The sequence below is a fragment of the Crossiella sp. NPDC003009 genome (genome assembly GCF_053591555.1).
In genome coordinates, this window is the sequence record NZ_JBSFUA010000001.1 from 317134 (window position 1) to 330942 (window position 13809).

The window sequence follows — 13809 nt, forward strand, 5'->3', positions numbered from 1 at the left end:
TATCTTCACCGGCAGCCCCTATCGAATTCGCTGATATCAAAACCCCTGCAGGTCGAGCAGTCGGCTGCGGCTGTTCGACAGGTGCACCCGCATCGCCGCCCGCGCGCCCTCGGAGTCGCCGAGGGCGATGGCGGCGTGGATGTTCTCGTGCTCGCTGACGATCCGGCCGAACCGCTGCTCGTCGGGGAACAGCCGGTAGTGCGGGATGACGATCATGCCGGGCCCTGACGCGGTGGCCAGGTCGGCGAAGTAGCGGTTGCCGCTGGCCAGGGCGATGCGCAGGTGGAACTGGAAGTCGGCGTTGACCGCGGCGCTGGGGTTGGCCGCGGCCGCGGTGAACTCGGTCAGGGCCGCGCCCAGGTCGCGCAGCTGCGCCTCGGTGCGGCGCTGGGCGGCCAGTGCCGCGGACTCGCTCTCCCAGCCGATGCGGAACTCGATCAGCTCGACCACGCCCTCGACGGTCAGCTCCCCGTCCCTCGGCGGCTCGAACCGGGCGGTGCTCGGCTGGGCCAGCACAAAGCTGCCGCGGCCGTGCTTGGTCTCCACCAGCCCGGCGGCCTGCAACTGGGACAGCGCCTCGCGGACCACGGTGCGGCTGACCCCATAGGTCTGCACCAGGCTGCCCTCGGTGGGCAGCTTCTCGCCCGGCCGGATCACGCCCTCCCTGATCCGCGCGGTGAGCTGCTCTACCAGTTCCTGCGTGCGCCTCATGCGGTGATCATGCAGCTGTCCACGGTCCAGGCCGCGGCCTGGTCGCTGAGGGTCAGGCCGAGGCCGGGCCGGTCGGGCACCAGCATCCGGCCGTCGGCGAGCTCCAGGTGCTCGTTGAACAGCGGTTCCAGCCAGTCGAAGTGCTCCAGCCAGGGCTCCAGCGGGTAGGCCGCGGCCAGGTGCAGGTGGATCTCCATGGCGAAGTGCGGGGCCAGTTGCAGCCGGTGGTGCTCGGCGAGCGCGGCCAGTTTCAGGAACTGGGTGATGCCGCCGATCCGTGGCGCGTCCGGCTGGATGATGTCGGCCCCGCCGGCCCTGATCAGCTCGGCGTGCTCGGCCACGCTGGCCAGCATCTCGCCGGTGGCGATCGGGGTGTCCAGCGCGGCCGAGAGCGCGGCGTGCCCGGCGTGGTCGTAGGCGTCCAGTGGCTCCTCGATCCAGGTCAGGTCGAAGGCCTCCAGCGCCCGCCCGAGCCGCCACGCGGTGGGCCGGTCCCACTGCTGGTTGGCATCGACCATCAGCGGGAAGCCGTCGCCGAGCCGCTCGCGCACCGCGCTCACCCGCCGCAGGTCCACTGTGGAGTCCGGGTGGCCGACCTTGATCTTGATGCCGCCGATGCCGCGTTCCCGTGCCGCGGTGGCGTTGTCCAGCACCTGTTCCAGCGGGGTGTGCAGGAAGCCGCCGGAGGTGTTGTAGCAGCGCACCGAGTCCCGGCGCGCGCCGAGCAGCTTGGCCAGCGGCAGCCCGGCGCGGGTGGCCTTGAGGTCCCACAGCGCGATGTCCAGGGCCGCGATCGCCTGGATAGACAGGCCGCTGCGACCCACCGAGGCCCCGGCCCACACCAGCTTGTCCCACAGCCGCCCGATGTCGTTGGGGTCCTCGCCGATCAGCTCCGGCGCGACCTCGCGGGCATGCGCGTACTGGCCGGGGCCGCCCGCGCGCTTGGAATAGCTGAAGCCCAGGCCGTGGTGACCGCTCTCGGCGCTGATCTCGGCGAACAGGAAGGCCACCTCGGTCATCGGCTTCTGGCGGCCGGTGAACACCTTGGCGTCGCTGATCGGCGTGCTCAGCGGGAGCCGGACGGAGGACAGGCGGACCTGAGTGATGCGATCGACGGCCATGCTTGAGATCGTACAACCGGCATAGTGGTCATACAACTAGCCGATGGTACGCCACCACAGGTGCGCGGCCAGGCCCAGACCGGCCAGCGCGATCGCGATCCGCAACGGTTTCTCCGGCAGCCGCCGCACCAGCGCAGGCCCGATCCAGCTGCCGGCCAGCGCGCCGAGCCCGAGCAGTGCCGCGGCCAGCCAGTGCACCGGGGCCAGCACGGCGAAGGCGAGCCCCGCGGTGAGGTTGGCCGCGCCGGTGAGCACGTTCTTGACCGCGTTGGTCACCGGCAGCGGCTCAGTGGCGAAGGCCGACAGCACGGCCAGCGACAGCACCCCCGCCCCGGCGCCGAAGTACCCGCCGTAGACCGCGACCAGCGCGATCGCCCCGGCCAGCGGCACCGCCGAACCAGGACCGCCGTCGCGCCGCTTGGCCCGCTCATCCGCGATCTCCCGCAGCCGGTCCCGGGTCAGCAGCAGCACCGAGCCGAGCGCGATCAGCCAGGGCACGATCCGCTCGAAGGTCGTCGCCGGGGTGGTCAGCAGCAACGCGGCCCCGGCCGATCCGCCCAGCACGGCGAGCCCGGTGAGCCTGAGCAGGCGGCGGCCCTGCCCACGCAGCTCCAGCCGCGAGCCTGCCGCGCTGCCGATCGTGGTGGAGAACATGGCCACCGTGTTGGTCACGTTGGCCGCGATCGGGGGCAGCCCGAAGGCCAGCAGGGCCGGGTAGCTGAACAGCGAGGCGAGCCCGGCCATCGAACCGGCGAGTCCGGCCGCGACGCCGGCCAGCGCCAGCAGGAGGTGGTCGAGGAAGGGCAACGGTCAGGTCCGGGTAGCCGCTCGCACGGTCGCACTGTAGCGATCTTTGGGGCTGTCCAGGCGCGACCGTCGGTTGGCGCTGCCCAACCCGGGTACCCCTGCGCCGGAGCAACGCGAGAGGGAGGAAGACGACCATGCGGGTACGAGATGCCGTTGTCGTTGTCACCGGCGCCTCCAGTGGCATCGGCCGGGCGGCGGCGCTGGAGTTCGCGGGCAAGGGCGCCTCGGTGGTGGTGGCCGCGCGGCGGGAGGGGGCCTTGCGCGAGCTGGTGCGGGAGTGCGAGGCGGCGGGTGGGCGCGCGCTGGCGGTGCCGACCGACGTGGCCGACGCGCACCAGGTGAACAACCTGGCCCGGCTGGCCGCGGAGCGTTTCGGCCGGATCGATGTGTGGGTCAACGCCGCCGCGGTGTCGGTGTTCGCGCCGTTCGAGGAGATTCCGCTGGATGACTTCCGGCGGGTGCTGGATGTCAACGTGATGGGCTGCGTGCACGGGGCCCGCGCGGCGCTGCGGTACCTGCGGGACCAGGGCCGCGGTGTGCTGGTGAACGTCTCCTCGGTGGTGGGCGTCGTGCCGCAGCCCTACACCGCGCCCTACGGGATGTCGAAGTTCGCGGTCCGCGCGCTGGGCGCGAGCCTGCGCCAGGAACTGCGACTGGCCAAGGCGCACGGCGTGCGGGTGTGCACCGTGCTGCCCGCCACGATCGACACCCCGTTCTTCGCGCACGCGGCCAACTACACCGGGCGCCGGGCGCTGGCCATGCCGCCGGTGTACTCCCCGGAGCGGGTCGCCAAGGCGATCGTCAACCTGGTGCGGGTGCCCCGACGGGAGGTCGTGGTCGGCCCGGTGGGGCGCGCCTTGCTGCTGCAGTCGAAGTTCTGGCCCGGCTTGACCGAGAAGGCGATGGCCGGCCACGTGAACCGCACGCACCTGTCCCGTGAGCAGGGCGCGGACCCGACGCACGGCAACCTGCACGAGCCCGCGCCGGGGACCGGTGAGGTGCACGGTGGCTGGCATGGCGGGCGGCGCACGGCGGTGCGGCGGGTCGCCACGGGCGCGCTCCTGTTGACCGGCGCCGCGCTGGCCATCGCCAGGGGCAGGCGGTAAGGCCGTCAGCGGTCGAGCAGCTCGCGCGAGGCGGCCCGCAGCGGAGCGGAGGCGACTGGCGCCCAGGCGGTGAACAGCTCCCGGAAGTAGTCCCCGTGCTTGGCCAGCAGGCCCGGGTCCTGCTCGATCACGTCGAGCTCGTTGACGATGCTGAGGTCGACGAACTCCGTCAGCCGCGCACCGGCGAGGGTGCTCACCCCGCCGGTGAAGCGGTCGGTCACCTCGCCGGTGGCGGCCAGATGAGGCCAGCTGCGGTCCCGGTCGCAGGAGCCGTACCGGTAGACCAGTTCCTCGGCGGGGTCGCCGATGAGCGCGCGCAGCGCGGCGCGGTCCTGCCAGTCGAGCAGGGCGAGGCCGAAGCCGTCGGTGCCGTAGGCGGCGTGGGTCAGTCCGGCGAGCTGGACGGGGGAGCCGTGACCCAGGCCGGCGAGGCGGTCCCGCACTCGGCACAGGTGGGCGTACAGGGTTCCCCCGGATGCGGGATCGCCTCAGTTCCCTTGTGCCGCAACCATGCCTCGACCTCGGCTTCACCGCTCACGATCGGATTGTAGGCCGAGCGTCGCGGGGATGAGCCGCGGATCCCTGGGTACCTGATGGGCATGACCGACCTGTCCGAGCTCGCCGCCGGGGACGAGGCCACCGCCGAGGCCGTTGGCAAGATCAGCGAGGCGTTCGAGGCGATCGAACGCGCTCGCGGCGCCCTGTACACCTTCCACCAGCTCACCGGCACCGCCGACTTCGCCCTGGAAGAGGGCATCGAGAAGCTGCGCCGGCTGGGCCAGGAGGAGCTCGCCGCGGACCTGGAGCGGGAACTGCTCGGGCGCAACGTGCTGCCGGGGCGGTGGACCTTCCAGGTCGTCGAGGACTACGACGACACGTACTACGAGGTGTTCCGGAAGTACGTGGCGCGGGTGCGGGAGCTGACCGGCGGCCGCCGCCACAGCTGGGAGGCCAAGCTCAAGCAGCGCCGCCGGACATCGCGGGAGCCGGGGCACGAGGCCGATCCGGGGCAGGTGGACTGACCCGGTCTGGAAAACTGCTGGCATGACCGCAGAGCGACCGATGCCCACACAGGACGAGGTGCTGGGGTACTTCAGCACGCTGTCGAACTGGGGACGGTGGGGCGAGGACGACGAGCTGGGCACGCTGAACCACATCACCGACGAGGTCCGGCTGGCGGCGGCGCGGGCGGTGCGCCACGGCAGGAGCGTGTCGTGTGCGTGGGAGGTCGCCGTGCCGGAGGAGATGGAGCGGTCGACGACCTCGTGCCCGTGCGCCGCCGACATGCCGGGCGCCGAGCACATGCCCCTGCCCGGGTTCCGCAACGACCGGCGCTGGGGCTTCTCGAACGAGCGGCTCGGCATCATGTTCCACGGCAACACCATCACCCACGTCGACTCGCCGTGCCACATCTTCTGGGACGGCCAGATGTACAACGGGCGCTCGCACTCCTTGGTCGACGCCGCGACGGGATCGGCCTGGGCGGCCGTCACGGCGGCGGCGGACGGGATCATCACGCGCGGGGTCCTGCTGGACATCGCGAAGGTCCGCGATGTGCCGTGGCTGGAACCGGGACAGGGTGTGTTTCCCGAGGATCTTGAGGAGGCCGAGCGTCGCCAGGGCGTGCGGGTGCGCTCCGGCGACGCGGTGCTCCTGCGGACCGGCTACGGCCGCCTCCGGCACGAGGCCGGTGCGGCCGGCGGTGTCACCCAGGCCGGCTGGCACGCCTCCTGCCTGCCGTGGCTGCGTGAACGGGAGGTCGCGTTGATTGGCGCGGACACCCCGCAGGACGTGCAGCCGTCGGGGTATGCGGACGTGTTGATGCCGGTGCACGCGGTGGGGCTGGTCGCGATGGGACTGTGGCTGCTGGACAACTGCGATCTGGAGGGGTGTGCGAGGACGGCTGCCGAGCGGGGGCAGTGGGACTTCCAGCTGGCGGTCGCGCCGGTCCGCTTCGCGGGCACGTCCGGCAGCCCGGTCAACCCGATCGCCACCTTCTGACCGCGGGACTCGCGCCCGACGGTGCCGCCGCCCCGGCCGACCCAGCTAGCCTCACTTGGGGCGATCCTGGTGGGGGATGAGACAGCGTGGTGAGCAAGGTCGGGCGCTACCGGGTGCTCACGGAGCTGGGCCAGGGCGGTATGGGCCGGGTCCTGCTGGGCAGCGGTCCGGACGGTCGGCTGGTCGCGCTGAAACTGGTGCACGAGCAGTTCACCGCCGATGAGGGGTTCCGGGCCCGCTTCCGCCGCGAGGTGGCCGCCTCGCGTGCCGTGTCGGGCGCCTACACCGCGCCTGTGATCGACGCCGATCCCGAGGCGCCCACCCCGTGGCTGGCCTCGGCGTACGTGCCAGGGCCCTCGCTGCAGCAGACGATGGACACCGTCGGCGCACTGCCCGAGGAGGCGCTGCTGCGGCTGGCGGCGGGGCTGGCCACCGCGTTGATCGAGATCCACCGGGCCGAGCTGGTGCACCGGGACTTGAAGCCCGCCAACGTGCTGCTCACCGACGATGGCCTCAGGGTGATCGACTTCGGTATCGCCCGAGCCCTGCGGACAAGCCGGGGCGGCACGCTGACCCGGGCCGGCGGGTGGATCGGCACACCCGCCTACATGTCCCCCGAACAGGCCGTCGGCGCACCGGTCACCCCGGCCAGCGACATGTTCTCCCTCGGCGTGGTCGTGGCCGCCGCCTACCTGGGCGCCAGCCCCTTCGCCGACACCGCGACCGCGCTGACCCTGAACAAGATCACCCACCCCGACCCCGACCTGACGGCGGTGCCCGAGGCGATCCGGCGCATCATCAGGCCCTGTCTGGCCGAGGCACCCACCGACCGGCCCACTCCGGCGGAGTTGCTGGACATGATCGGGCAGATCGCCCCGGCCGCGCAGCCGTGGCCCGCTGAGGTGCAGCGGTTGATCGAGCAGCGCCGCTCCACCATCGCCCAACTCCTTGACCCAGCAGTGGAAGCACCGCCCGCTACCCACCGTCCGTCCCGGCGACGCTGGCTGCGCCTGGGCGCGGTCCTGGCCACGGTGCTGCTGGTCGGCGTCCTGGTGTGGACGATGTGGCTGTCCGTACCGCTGCCGGTGGCCGGCGTTCTCACCGGCGCCTCCCCGGTGCGAACCGTGGCGTTCAGCCCGGATGGCCGCACCTTGGCCGCCGTGCACGAGGACAGCAACGTGCAGCTGTGGGATGTGGCCAGTCAGCAGAAGATCAGCCAGGTGCTGGACCCGTTCGAGAACCGCGGCCTGAGCCACGCCCTGTTCAGCCCGGACGGCCGCAGCCTGCTGACCGCCGGCATCCTCGACCACAACGCCGTGGTGGAGCGGTGGGATTTGACCACTGGCCAACGAATCGACCAGCCAGTCATCGTCAAACAGGTCGACATCGCGGGTGGGGATCGCCTTCTGTACAACGGGTTGCGGTTCAGCGGGGACGGCCGAATCCTGGCCATAAGCACCGACCAGGACCTGGCGCTGTGGGACCTGGCCGGGCGCAAGCAGATCGCCAGGCTCGAGGCCGACTTCACGGAGTTCTGTGCCGACGGTCGCACCGTGGTCCTCGCCACGGAGAAAAGCAGCGCCAATCGGCACAACGTCGAACTCTGGGATGCGAACAGCTTGCAGTTCGCCGGCGGGCTGGACACCTTCACCCAACTCCGTACCGTGGCGCTCACCTCCGACAACAAGACGCTGCTGATCGGAAACGGCAATATCCAGGACTCCGGGTCGGTGACCGTGTGGGAGCCGGCCACCCGCAAGAAGATCGCCAGCCTCTCCGTCCGCGGCACCATGTACACGGTGGCGGGCACCCCGGGTGGCCGCCGCATCGCCATCCGCTACAACGACGACGCCCTACGGCTGTGGGATGTGACCAGCGGCGAGCAGATCGGCTCCGCGATCGAGGACGTGGAGAACATGAAGTTCAGTCCCGACGGACGCGTGCTGGCCACGGTGGGCAAAGACAGCACCGTGCGGCTGTGGACTGTTCCGGACAGCTAGCGCCCGCTTCAGGCCCGGCCCGACGCCACGTCGCCGATGGCCTGGTCGAGCAGGTCCACGCCCAGTGCGAGCTCCTCCTCGGTCGCGGTCAGCGGCGGCGCGATCCGGAACACGCCGCCCATGCCCGGCAGCTGCACGATGTTCATGTGCAGCCCCAGTTCCAGGCAGCGCCGGGTGACCGCCGCGCCGAGCTCGTCCGAGGCCTGCTTGGTTTCCCGGTTCACCACCAGTTCCAGCCCGGCCAGCAGGCCGCGGCCGCGGACGTCGCCGACCACCTCGTGCCGTTCGGCGAGCCGGGTCAGGCCCTGGCGCAGCCGCTCGCCCAGCCGCTGGGCGCGTTCGGCCAGGTTGTCCCGCTCCAGGACGTCGAGCACGGTGTTGCCGACCGCGGCGACCAGGGGGTCCGAGACGTGGGTGGTGAAGAAGAGGTAGTCGCGGCGGTGGGCGGCTTCCTCGATCTCGGCGCTGGTGATCACGGCGGCCAGGGGGAGTCCGGCGCCCAGGGTCTTGGACAGGGTGAGGATGTCCGGGACGATGCCGTCGCGTTCGAAGGCGTACCAGGTGCCGGTGCGGCACAGGCCGGTCTGGGCCTCGTCCAGGATCAGCAGCATGCCGCGCTCGCGGCACTTCTGTGCCAGTGCGGCGAAGTAGCCGGGCGGGGGTTCGAGCACGCCGCCGGAGGACAGGATCGGTTCGACCAGGCAGGCGGCCAGGCTGCCGGTGGACTGGGCGTCGACCAGCTCGAAGCCGAAGTCCAGCTGCCGCCGCCAGTCCAGCTCGCCCTCGGGGGTGCAGAAGTCCGGGCGGTAGGTGTTCGGCGCGGGGATGGCCAGGTTGCCGGGCGCGGCCGGTCCGTAGCCCTTGCGGCCCGCGCTGTAGGTCGCGCCTGCCGCGGCCTGGGTCATGCCGTGCCAGGACCGGGCGAAGGAGACGACCTCGTGTTTGCCGGTGACCAGCTTGGCCATCCGCAGCGCGGCCTCGTTGACCTCCGCGCCGGTGGTCAGCAGCTGCACCTTCTCCAGCGGCTCCGGCAGCGTGCCTGCCAGCCGACGGGCCAGGTCGACCACCGGGCGGCTGAGCATGCCGCTGAACAGGTGGTCCAGCGTGCCGACCTGGCGGCGCACGGTGGCCACGATGTCGGGGTGGGAGTGGCCGAGGATCGCGCTCATCTGCCCGGAGGTGAAGTCCAGGATGCGGCGGCCGTCCTCGGTGCGCAGGAAGCTGCCCTCGGCGCTGGCGATGATCTCTCGGGTGAACGTGCCGCCGTAGCGGACCAGGTGGCGGTCCACATCGGCCCAGAACTCGGTGACCGGCGAATCGGTGGTCGGAGCAGCCATGACTTGAAGCTAAGGCCGCTCCGAGCGTCAGGTCCAGCTCACGATTCCGACTGTCCTGTTCGGCAGAACCGAACAACAATGGGACCGTGCTGAACCCGTGGCGGCTGCGGCTGCTGAGCCAGCTGGACACCCTGGGCACCGTGCGCGCGGTCGCCGAGGCGGCCAGCCAGAGCGCCTCCAGCGTCTCCCAGCAGCTGTCCGTGCTGGAGGCGGAGACCCGCACCCAGCTGCTGGAACGCACCGGCCGCCGGGTCCGGCTCACCCCGGCGGGGCAGCTGCTCGCCCGGCGGGCGCGGGCCATCCTGGACCACATGGACACCGTGGAGGCGGAGCTGCGCAGCCTCGGCGAGGAACCGGCCGGGCTGGTCCGGCTGGGCGCGTTCCAGAGCGCGATCCACAGCCTGGCCGTGCCCGCGGTGACCCAGCTGGCCCGCACCCACCCGCAGCTGGAGATCGAGCTGCTGGAGCTGGAACCGCACGAGAGCATCCCGGCGCTGCGCGTGGGCGATGTGGACCTGATCATCACCACCCCGGACTTCGTCGAGGTCGCCCTCGGTCCGGACGTGGATGTGGTGCCGCTGGCGGTGGACCCGGTGGTGCTGGTGGTGCCGCAGGAGCAGGCCGGTCAGGGCCCGGCCGACCTGGCCGCCTTTGCCGAGCAGCCGTGGGCCTTCGACGTGCCCGGCTCCTACATGGCCGGCCTGGCCACCCGGCTGTGCCGCCAGGCCGGGTTCGAGCCAAGGGTGGTGTGCCGCTTCAGCAACTACCTGATGACCCTCCAGCACGTGGAGGCCGGGCACTCGGTGACCCTGCTGCCCGCGCTGGCCGTGGACCGCCGCTACCGGGTGGCCACCCGCGAGCTGACCCCGGCGGTGACCCGCACCATCACCGCGGCGCTGCGGCGCGGCGCCCGGCCCAGGGCGGCGGTGAGCCTGGTGCTGGAGACGGTGCGCCGCCTGCCGGTGCCGCCAGGGCTGCTGCGCTCCTGAAGCTCACCCCAGGCGCAGCAGGGCGTACTGGCTGGTGCCCTCGGGGGTGGTGTGCGTGCGGACCAGGTCGGCTAGCTGGTGCACCAGCAGCAGGCCGCGGCCGCCGCGCTGGCCGGGCGGGCGCGGGCGGCGGCCGGCCAGCGGATCGCTGAGCTGCCCGCCGTCGCGGACCTCGCAGTGCAGGTGTCCCTCGGCCCGCCACAGCCGGACCAGGCAGTCGGTCGCGGCGTGCCGCAGGCTGTTGGTGACCAGCTCGGTGACGATCAGCTCCAGCTGCGGCACCCGCTCGCCGTCCAGGCCGAACTCCAGCGCCTGGGCCGCGGTCCAGCGGCGGAGCGGGCGCAGCTCGGCGGGGGAGCTGACCGCGATCTCGGCCGCGGCGGCACCGGCACGCAGCGGCTGGTTGTAGCGGGCCACCACCTCGTCCGGGTCGTAGCGGTCGCTGTGCGCGCGCCGGTCGCCGTCCCAGATCTCCGGGTGGGTGGCGTGCGCGTCGGCGACCACGGCCGGGTCCAGCCGGGCGGTGTCGTACGGGCAGACGATGGTGACCTCGCGCCCGGCGAAGGCGTGGTTGATCAGCGCCTCGTGCTGCACGCAGGCCGGGTACTCGGTGGCGGTGCGGCCCGGCCAGATCGGCTCGCCGATGATGTGCGCGTGCCGGTCGGCGTGGGTGTCGGCGAACTGGCGCAGCACGGTCGGGATGATCCGGCCCGGGTTGCGCCCGGCCACGGACATGTCGACCCAGTGCACCCGCTCGGCTGCGGCGCCGAGCGCGGCGTGCAGCACCGCGTGCCGGGACGGCGGGACCGCCACGGCGACCGGCTCGCCGCGGTCGAGCCCGCCGGTGACGAAGGGCAGCAGTCCGGCCAGGTACTCGGCGTCGTCCCGGTAGAACAGGGCTGGGTGCGTGAACGCACCGGCTGACAGGGTGTTCACTCGGCCTCTTCCACGCGTACGTCCGGCAGGCCCAGCAGCCGCACCAGGTAGGCGGCCCCCGGCCATCGGGTGTGCAACACCAGCCGCGCCCCGTGCGCGGCGGCGTGCTCAGCCATCAGCAGCAGGCTGTGGTGGTCCAGGAAGTCCAGGTCGGTCGCGTCCACCACCAGCCGGCCGGCACTGGGCCGGGGACCGGCGTGCCGCCAGGCCCGCTCGAAGGTCTCCCGGCTGGACAGATCCAGCTCGCCGGACAGGGTGACCACGTGCTCGGTCGAGCTGTACAGCCGGAAGCCACGGCCGCCGGTGTTGCTGAGCGGGTGCAGCGCGGCGATCTCCTCGGCGACCTGCTCGTCCAGCTCCGCGCGGTGGTAGGCGCACATCGCGGAGAACGGCCTGGCCACCATGTGCTGGTCGACCAGGCGCTCGTAGCTGGTGAACGCCCGGCTCGCGGCCAGCGGGGTGCAGTTGGCGGCCACCCGCAGTCCGGTGTAGCCCTCGGCCACCGCCCGGTCGGTGGCCTGGTCGTAGGCGCGCGGCTGGCAGACCGCCGCCAGCGGCACCACCCGCGCCGCGCCCCGCCGTAACGCGTCACCCAGCTCGGCGTGCCCGCCCAGGTACTCGGCGGGGTCGCCGGGATCGTCCTCGGCGATGTACCAGACCTGCTGACCGAGGGAGAGCCCGTCGAGCAGGAACTCGCCCGCCCGCCGCCGGAACTCCGCCCGGTCGTCATAGACCCAGCAGAGATGGTCCTGCGGCCCCAGGCCGCGGGCATGCTCGGTCACACCCGACTGTCGCACCCGGCCAGCCTAACCTGCGGCGGAAGGTGGTTTGCCCAGGCCATCCCGGGGAACAACCCGGGTGGAGGTGGTGGACCCATGAGTTCGCCGACGAGCGCCCGCGACCACACCGGGGTGCTGAACCAGGCAGTGGCCGAGGCGTTGACCGCGATCGGCACCGGTGCGCAGGGCGATCCGGCGGCGCGGGCCCAGCTCGCCCGGCGGCCGCTGACCGCGGCGCTGGCGCTGCTGGCCGGGGCCCGGGAGGAGCTGTCGCCGCGCGCGCTGGCCTACACCGAGGCCGCGTGCAGGCACCTGGAGTACGGCGAGCTGATGGAGGCGCGGATGCTGCTCACCGCGGCCCGGGCTCAGACCGGGTTGGCCACGCAGCCCGCGCCGGTGGTCAGCCCGAGCTGACGGCGGACCGCGTTCAGGTAGGCGCAGCCGTCCCGCTTGTTCGGCTCGACGTAGCCGCCCTCATGCCACTCGTTCCAGGCGTACAACGAGACGAAGTTGTCCACTGTGGACGGTCGAGTGGACTCGGCGATGTCCGCGCGCACCGCGGCCAGCAGGCGCTCGAAGCCGGGCAGGTCGGCGTCGGGGTACCAGCGGAACCGCTGCCGCAGCTGCTCCGGGTCCGGCCCTGGGTCGGGGATGGAGATGGCGATCCGCGGGCGTTCGTCGAAGTCGGAGGTGGCGCAGCGCAGCAGGGTGCCGGTGAAGTTGCGGAAGAAGGCGCGCTGGTTGTCGGCGTAGCGCTGGTAGGAACGTGAGCTGTCGAACTGGCCGAGGCAGTCACTGCCCTCGAAGCCGGTGCCTGCCGGGACGCCGCCGTTGACGGTGATCAGCACCTCCTCGCCGAGCTGCTCCCTGGCCCGCGCGCGGACCGCGTCGGTGAACCGGCGGGTGTCCTCGACGTGCATGCCCTCCACGGTGCCCCGGCCGATGCCGCGGGCGTCGCAGACGCTCAGGATCGGCCTGCCGTCGTTGGCGCGCAGGTAGTTCGGTTGGGTCATGTACGTGTCGACGATGAGGTTGGCGGCCTTGGTGATCTGCTCGGCCGGCAGCGCGAGGGAGACCGGGCCGTCCTGCCACGGGTGCAGGCAGGGCAGCACGTTGAAGTCGATGTCGGTGCGGTTACTGGCTTTCAGGAAGGCGCGCAGGCCCTCGATGTAGTTTTCCGCGCCGCCGTCGGCCGGGTTCCAGTACCAGTAGAAGCTGAAGTAGCGCAGCCCCGCGCCCGCGGCCTGGCTGATCTGCTTGCGCAGGGTCTCCGGCTGGGCGTCATCGTAGAAGCCGATGGCCGGTTCGCGGTCGGTGAAGTCCTCCTGCGGCCAGTGCCAGGTGTTGCGCGGCACCCCCGCGCCGGCGAAGTCGCGCAACCCGCCCCACCAGTCGCCGGCCCGGCCGTAGACCCGTTGCGTACCGGCCATCATGGCCTGGTTGCCCTTGGCGTCGAAGGTGCCGAAGTAGACCGCGCCGGTGCGGTGGAAGGCTGGCCAGACATGGCCCAGCGGTCCGTCGGTGCGGTAGCCGCGCCCGGCGAACTCGGCCTGCTTCGCCGCGGGCACCACCCGCCACTCGGCGCCGTTGGACATCCGGTACAGCACCTCGGTGCCTGCCTGCTTGCTCGCCGCGAGGTGGCCGAGCACCCTGCCCTCGGTGAACCGGCCGGAGTCGAGCAGGCTCTGCCGTTCGCTCGCCGAGGCGGTCAGCAGGTAGGCCGAGCGGTCGGCCACCCGCAGCCGGTACAGCGGCTGGCTGCCGGGAAAGGCCTGCCGGCGCAGGAATCCGAGCCGGGTGTGCTGCCGCGCCATGCCGTACTGGCCCTCGGCGGCGTTGCCCTCGGCCTGGGACAGCGTCCAGAACCAGCCGGCCTGGCCCGCGGTGCGGAACTCCAGCAGCGGCACCGGATCCACGACCTTGCCTTCGGCATTGGCCACCGCCGCCCGCGCGTCCGGCGACCCGGCCAGGGCAGCGAGCAGGCACACCACGAGCAGCAGACAGCGTCCGATCACGGGAGCA

Annotated in this window: 14 protein-coding genes; 6 read left to right on the forward strand and 8 right to left on the reverse strand. The window is 72.2% G+C overall.

All coding sequences use genetic code 11. The annotated features are described in order from the left end of the window. Nucleotides 1-36 precede the first annotated feature (36 nt). Genes ACWDY5_RS01475 through ACWDY5_RS01485 form a run of 3 tightly spaced genes read right to left on the reverse strand, consistent with a single transcriptional unit; the run spans nucleotide 37 to nucleotide 2639 of the window. Nucleotides 37-711 carry a FadR/GntR family transcriptional regulator gene (locus tag ACWDY5_RS01475; RefSeq protein ID WP_449720405.1) on the reverse strand — a complete coding sequence of 225 codons (675 nt, stop codon included), beginning with the start codon at nucleotides 709-711 and terminating at the stop codon, nucleotides 37-39. Beyond that, nucleotides 708-1832, reverse strand: coding sequence for an L-talarate/galactarate dehydratase (locus ACWDY5_RS01480; RefSeq protein WP_449720406.1), 1125 nt, complete (start codon nucleotides 1830-1832; stop codon nucleotides 708-710). The genes ACWDY5_RS01475 and ACWDY5_RS01480 overlap by 4 nt, the downstream gene beginning before the upstream one ends. Before the next feature lie 36 nt (nucleotides 1833-1868). Then, a complete protein-coding gene (locus tag ACWDY5_RS01485; protein ID WP_449720407.1) occupies nucleotides 1869-2639 on the reverse strand; it encodes a sulfite exporter TauE/SafE family protein in 771 nt (256 codons plus the stop codon). A gap of 134 nt (nucleotides 2640-2773) precedes the next feature. On the opposite strand from ACWDY5_RS01485, the gene ACWDY5_RS01490 reads away from it, so the two are divergent. Continuing rightward, nucleotides 2774-3745 carry an SDR family oxidoreductase gene (locus ACWDY5_RS01490; protein ID WP_449720408.1) on the forward strand — a complete coding sequence of 324 codons (972 nt, stop codon included), beginning with the start codon at nucleotides 2774-2776 and terminating at the stop codon, nucleotides 3743-3745. A gap of 5 nt (nucleotides 3746-3750) precedes the next feature. Here the strand turns inward: ACWDY5_RS01490 and ACWDY5_RS01495 are convergent, their stop codons facing one another. After that, nucleotides 3751-4209, reverse strand: a complete 459-nt coding sequence (locus tag ACWDY5_RS01495) for a DUF6817 domain-containing protein (protein ID WP_449720495.1) — start codon at nucleotides 4207-4209, stop codon at nucleotides 3751-3753. Nucleotides 4210-4344: 135 nt separating this feature from the next. Between ACWDY5_RS01495 and ACWDY5_RS01500 the strand changes: the two genes are divergently transcribed. The 3 genes from ACWDY5_RS01500 (at nucleotide 4345) to ACWDY5_RS01510 (ending at nucleotide 7746) form a co-directional block, all read left to right on the forward strand. Beyond that, nucleotides 4345-4767, forward strand: a complete 423-nt coding sequence (locus ACWDY5_RS01500) for a hypothetical protein (RefSeq protein WP_449720409.1) — start codon at nucleotides 4345-4347, stop codon at nucleotides 4765-4767. A 22-nt stretch (nucleotides 4768-4789) separates the two neighbouring features. Next, the gene (locus tag ACWDY5_RS01505; RefSeq protein WP_449720410.1) at nucleotides 4790-5746 is read left to right on the forward strand and encodes a cyclase family protein; all 957 of its coding nucleotides are present in this window, start codon (nucleotides 4790-4792) and stop codon (nucleotides 5744-5746) included. An 89-nt stretch (nucleotides 5747-5835) separates the two neighbouring features. Beyond that, the gene (locus ACWDY5_RS01510; protein ID WP_449720411.1) at nucleotides 5836-7746 is read left to right on the forward strand and encodes a WD40 repeat domain-containing serine/threonine protein kinase; all 1911 of its coding nucleotides are present in this window, start codon (nucleotides 5836-5838) and stop codon (nucleotides 7744-7746) included. Nucleotides 7747-7754: 8 nt separating this feature from the next. Here ACWDY5_RS01510 and ACWDY5_RS01515 read toward each other — a convergent pair whose 3' ends face one another. Next, on the reverse strand, nucleotides 7755-9083 hold the full coding sequence (locus ACWDY5_RS01515; RefSeq protein WP_449720412.1) for an aspartate aminotransferase family protein: 1329 nt from the start codon (nucleotides 9081-9083) through the stop codon (nucleotides 7755-7757). A gap of 86 nt (nucleotides 9084-9169) precedes the next feature. On the opposite strand from ACWDY5_RS01515, the gene ACWDY5_RS01520 reads away from it, so the two are divergent. Continuing rightward, complete coding sequence (locus ACWDY5_RS01520) at nucleotides 9170-10072, forward strand: LysR substrate-binding domain-containing protein (protein WP_449720413.1); 903 nt, start codon at nucleotides 9170-9172, stop codon at nucleotides 10070-10072. Between the two features lie 3 nt (nucleotides 10073-10075). On the opposite strand, the gene ACWDY5_RS01525 is transcribed toward ACWDY5_RS01520, so the two are convergent. Together ACWDY5_RS01525 and ACWDY5_RS01530 are read right to left on the reverse strand one after the other, a co-directional pair. Continuing rightward, nucleotides 10076-10999 carry an anti-sigma factor RsbA family regulatory protein gene (locus ACWDY5_RS01525; RefSeq protein ID WP_449720496.1) on the reverse strand — a complete coding sequence of 308 codons (924 nt, stop codon included), beginning with the start codon at nucleotides 10997-10999 and terminating at the stop codon, nucleotides 10076-10078. Between the two features lie 5 nt (nucleotides 11000-11004). After that, nucleotides 11005-11805, reverse strand: a complete 801-nt coding sequence (locus tag ACWDY5_RS01530; RefSeq protein WP_449720414.1) for an MEDS domain-containing protein — start codon at nucleotides 11803-11805, stop codon at nucleotides 11005-11007. 78 nt (nucleotides 11806-11883) lie between these two features. On the opposite strand from ACWDY5_RS01530, the gene ACWDY5_RS01535 reads away from it, so the two are divergent. Next, nucleotides 11884-12201: a hypothetical protein gene (locus ACWDY5_RS01535; RefSeq protein ID WP_449720415.1), complete on the forward strand. Its 318-nt coding sequence runs from the start codon at nucleotides 11884-11886 to the stop codon at nucleotides 12199-12201. On the opposite strand, the gene ACWDY5_RS01540 is transcribed toward ACWDY5_RS01535, so the two are convergent. Next, the gene (locus ACWDY5_RS01540; protein WP_449720416.1) at nucleotides 12153-13802 is read right to left on the reverse strand and encodes a glycoside hydrolase family 99-like domain-containing protein; all 1650 of its coding nucleotides are present in this window, start codon (nucleotides 13800-13802) and stop codon (nucleotides 12153-12155) included. The genes ACWDY5_RS01535 and ACWDY5_RS01540 overlap by 49 nt on opposite strands. Between the last annotated feature and the right edge of the window lie 7 nt (nucleotides 13803-13809).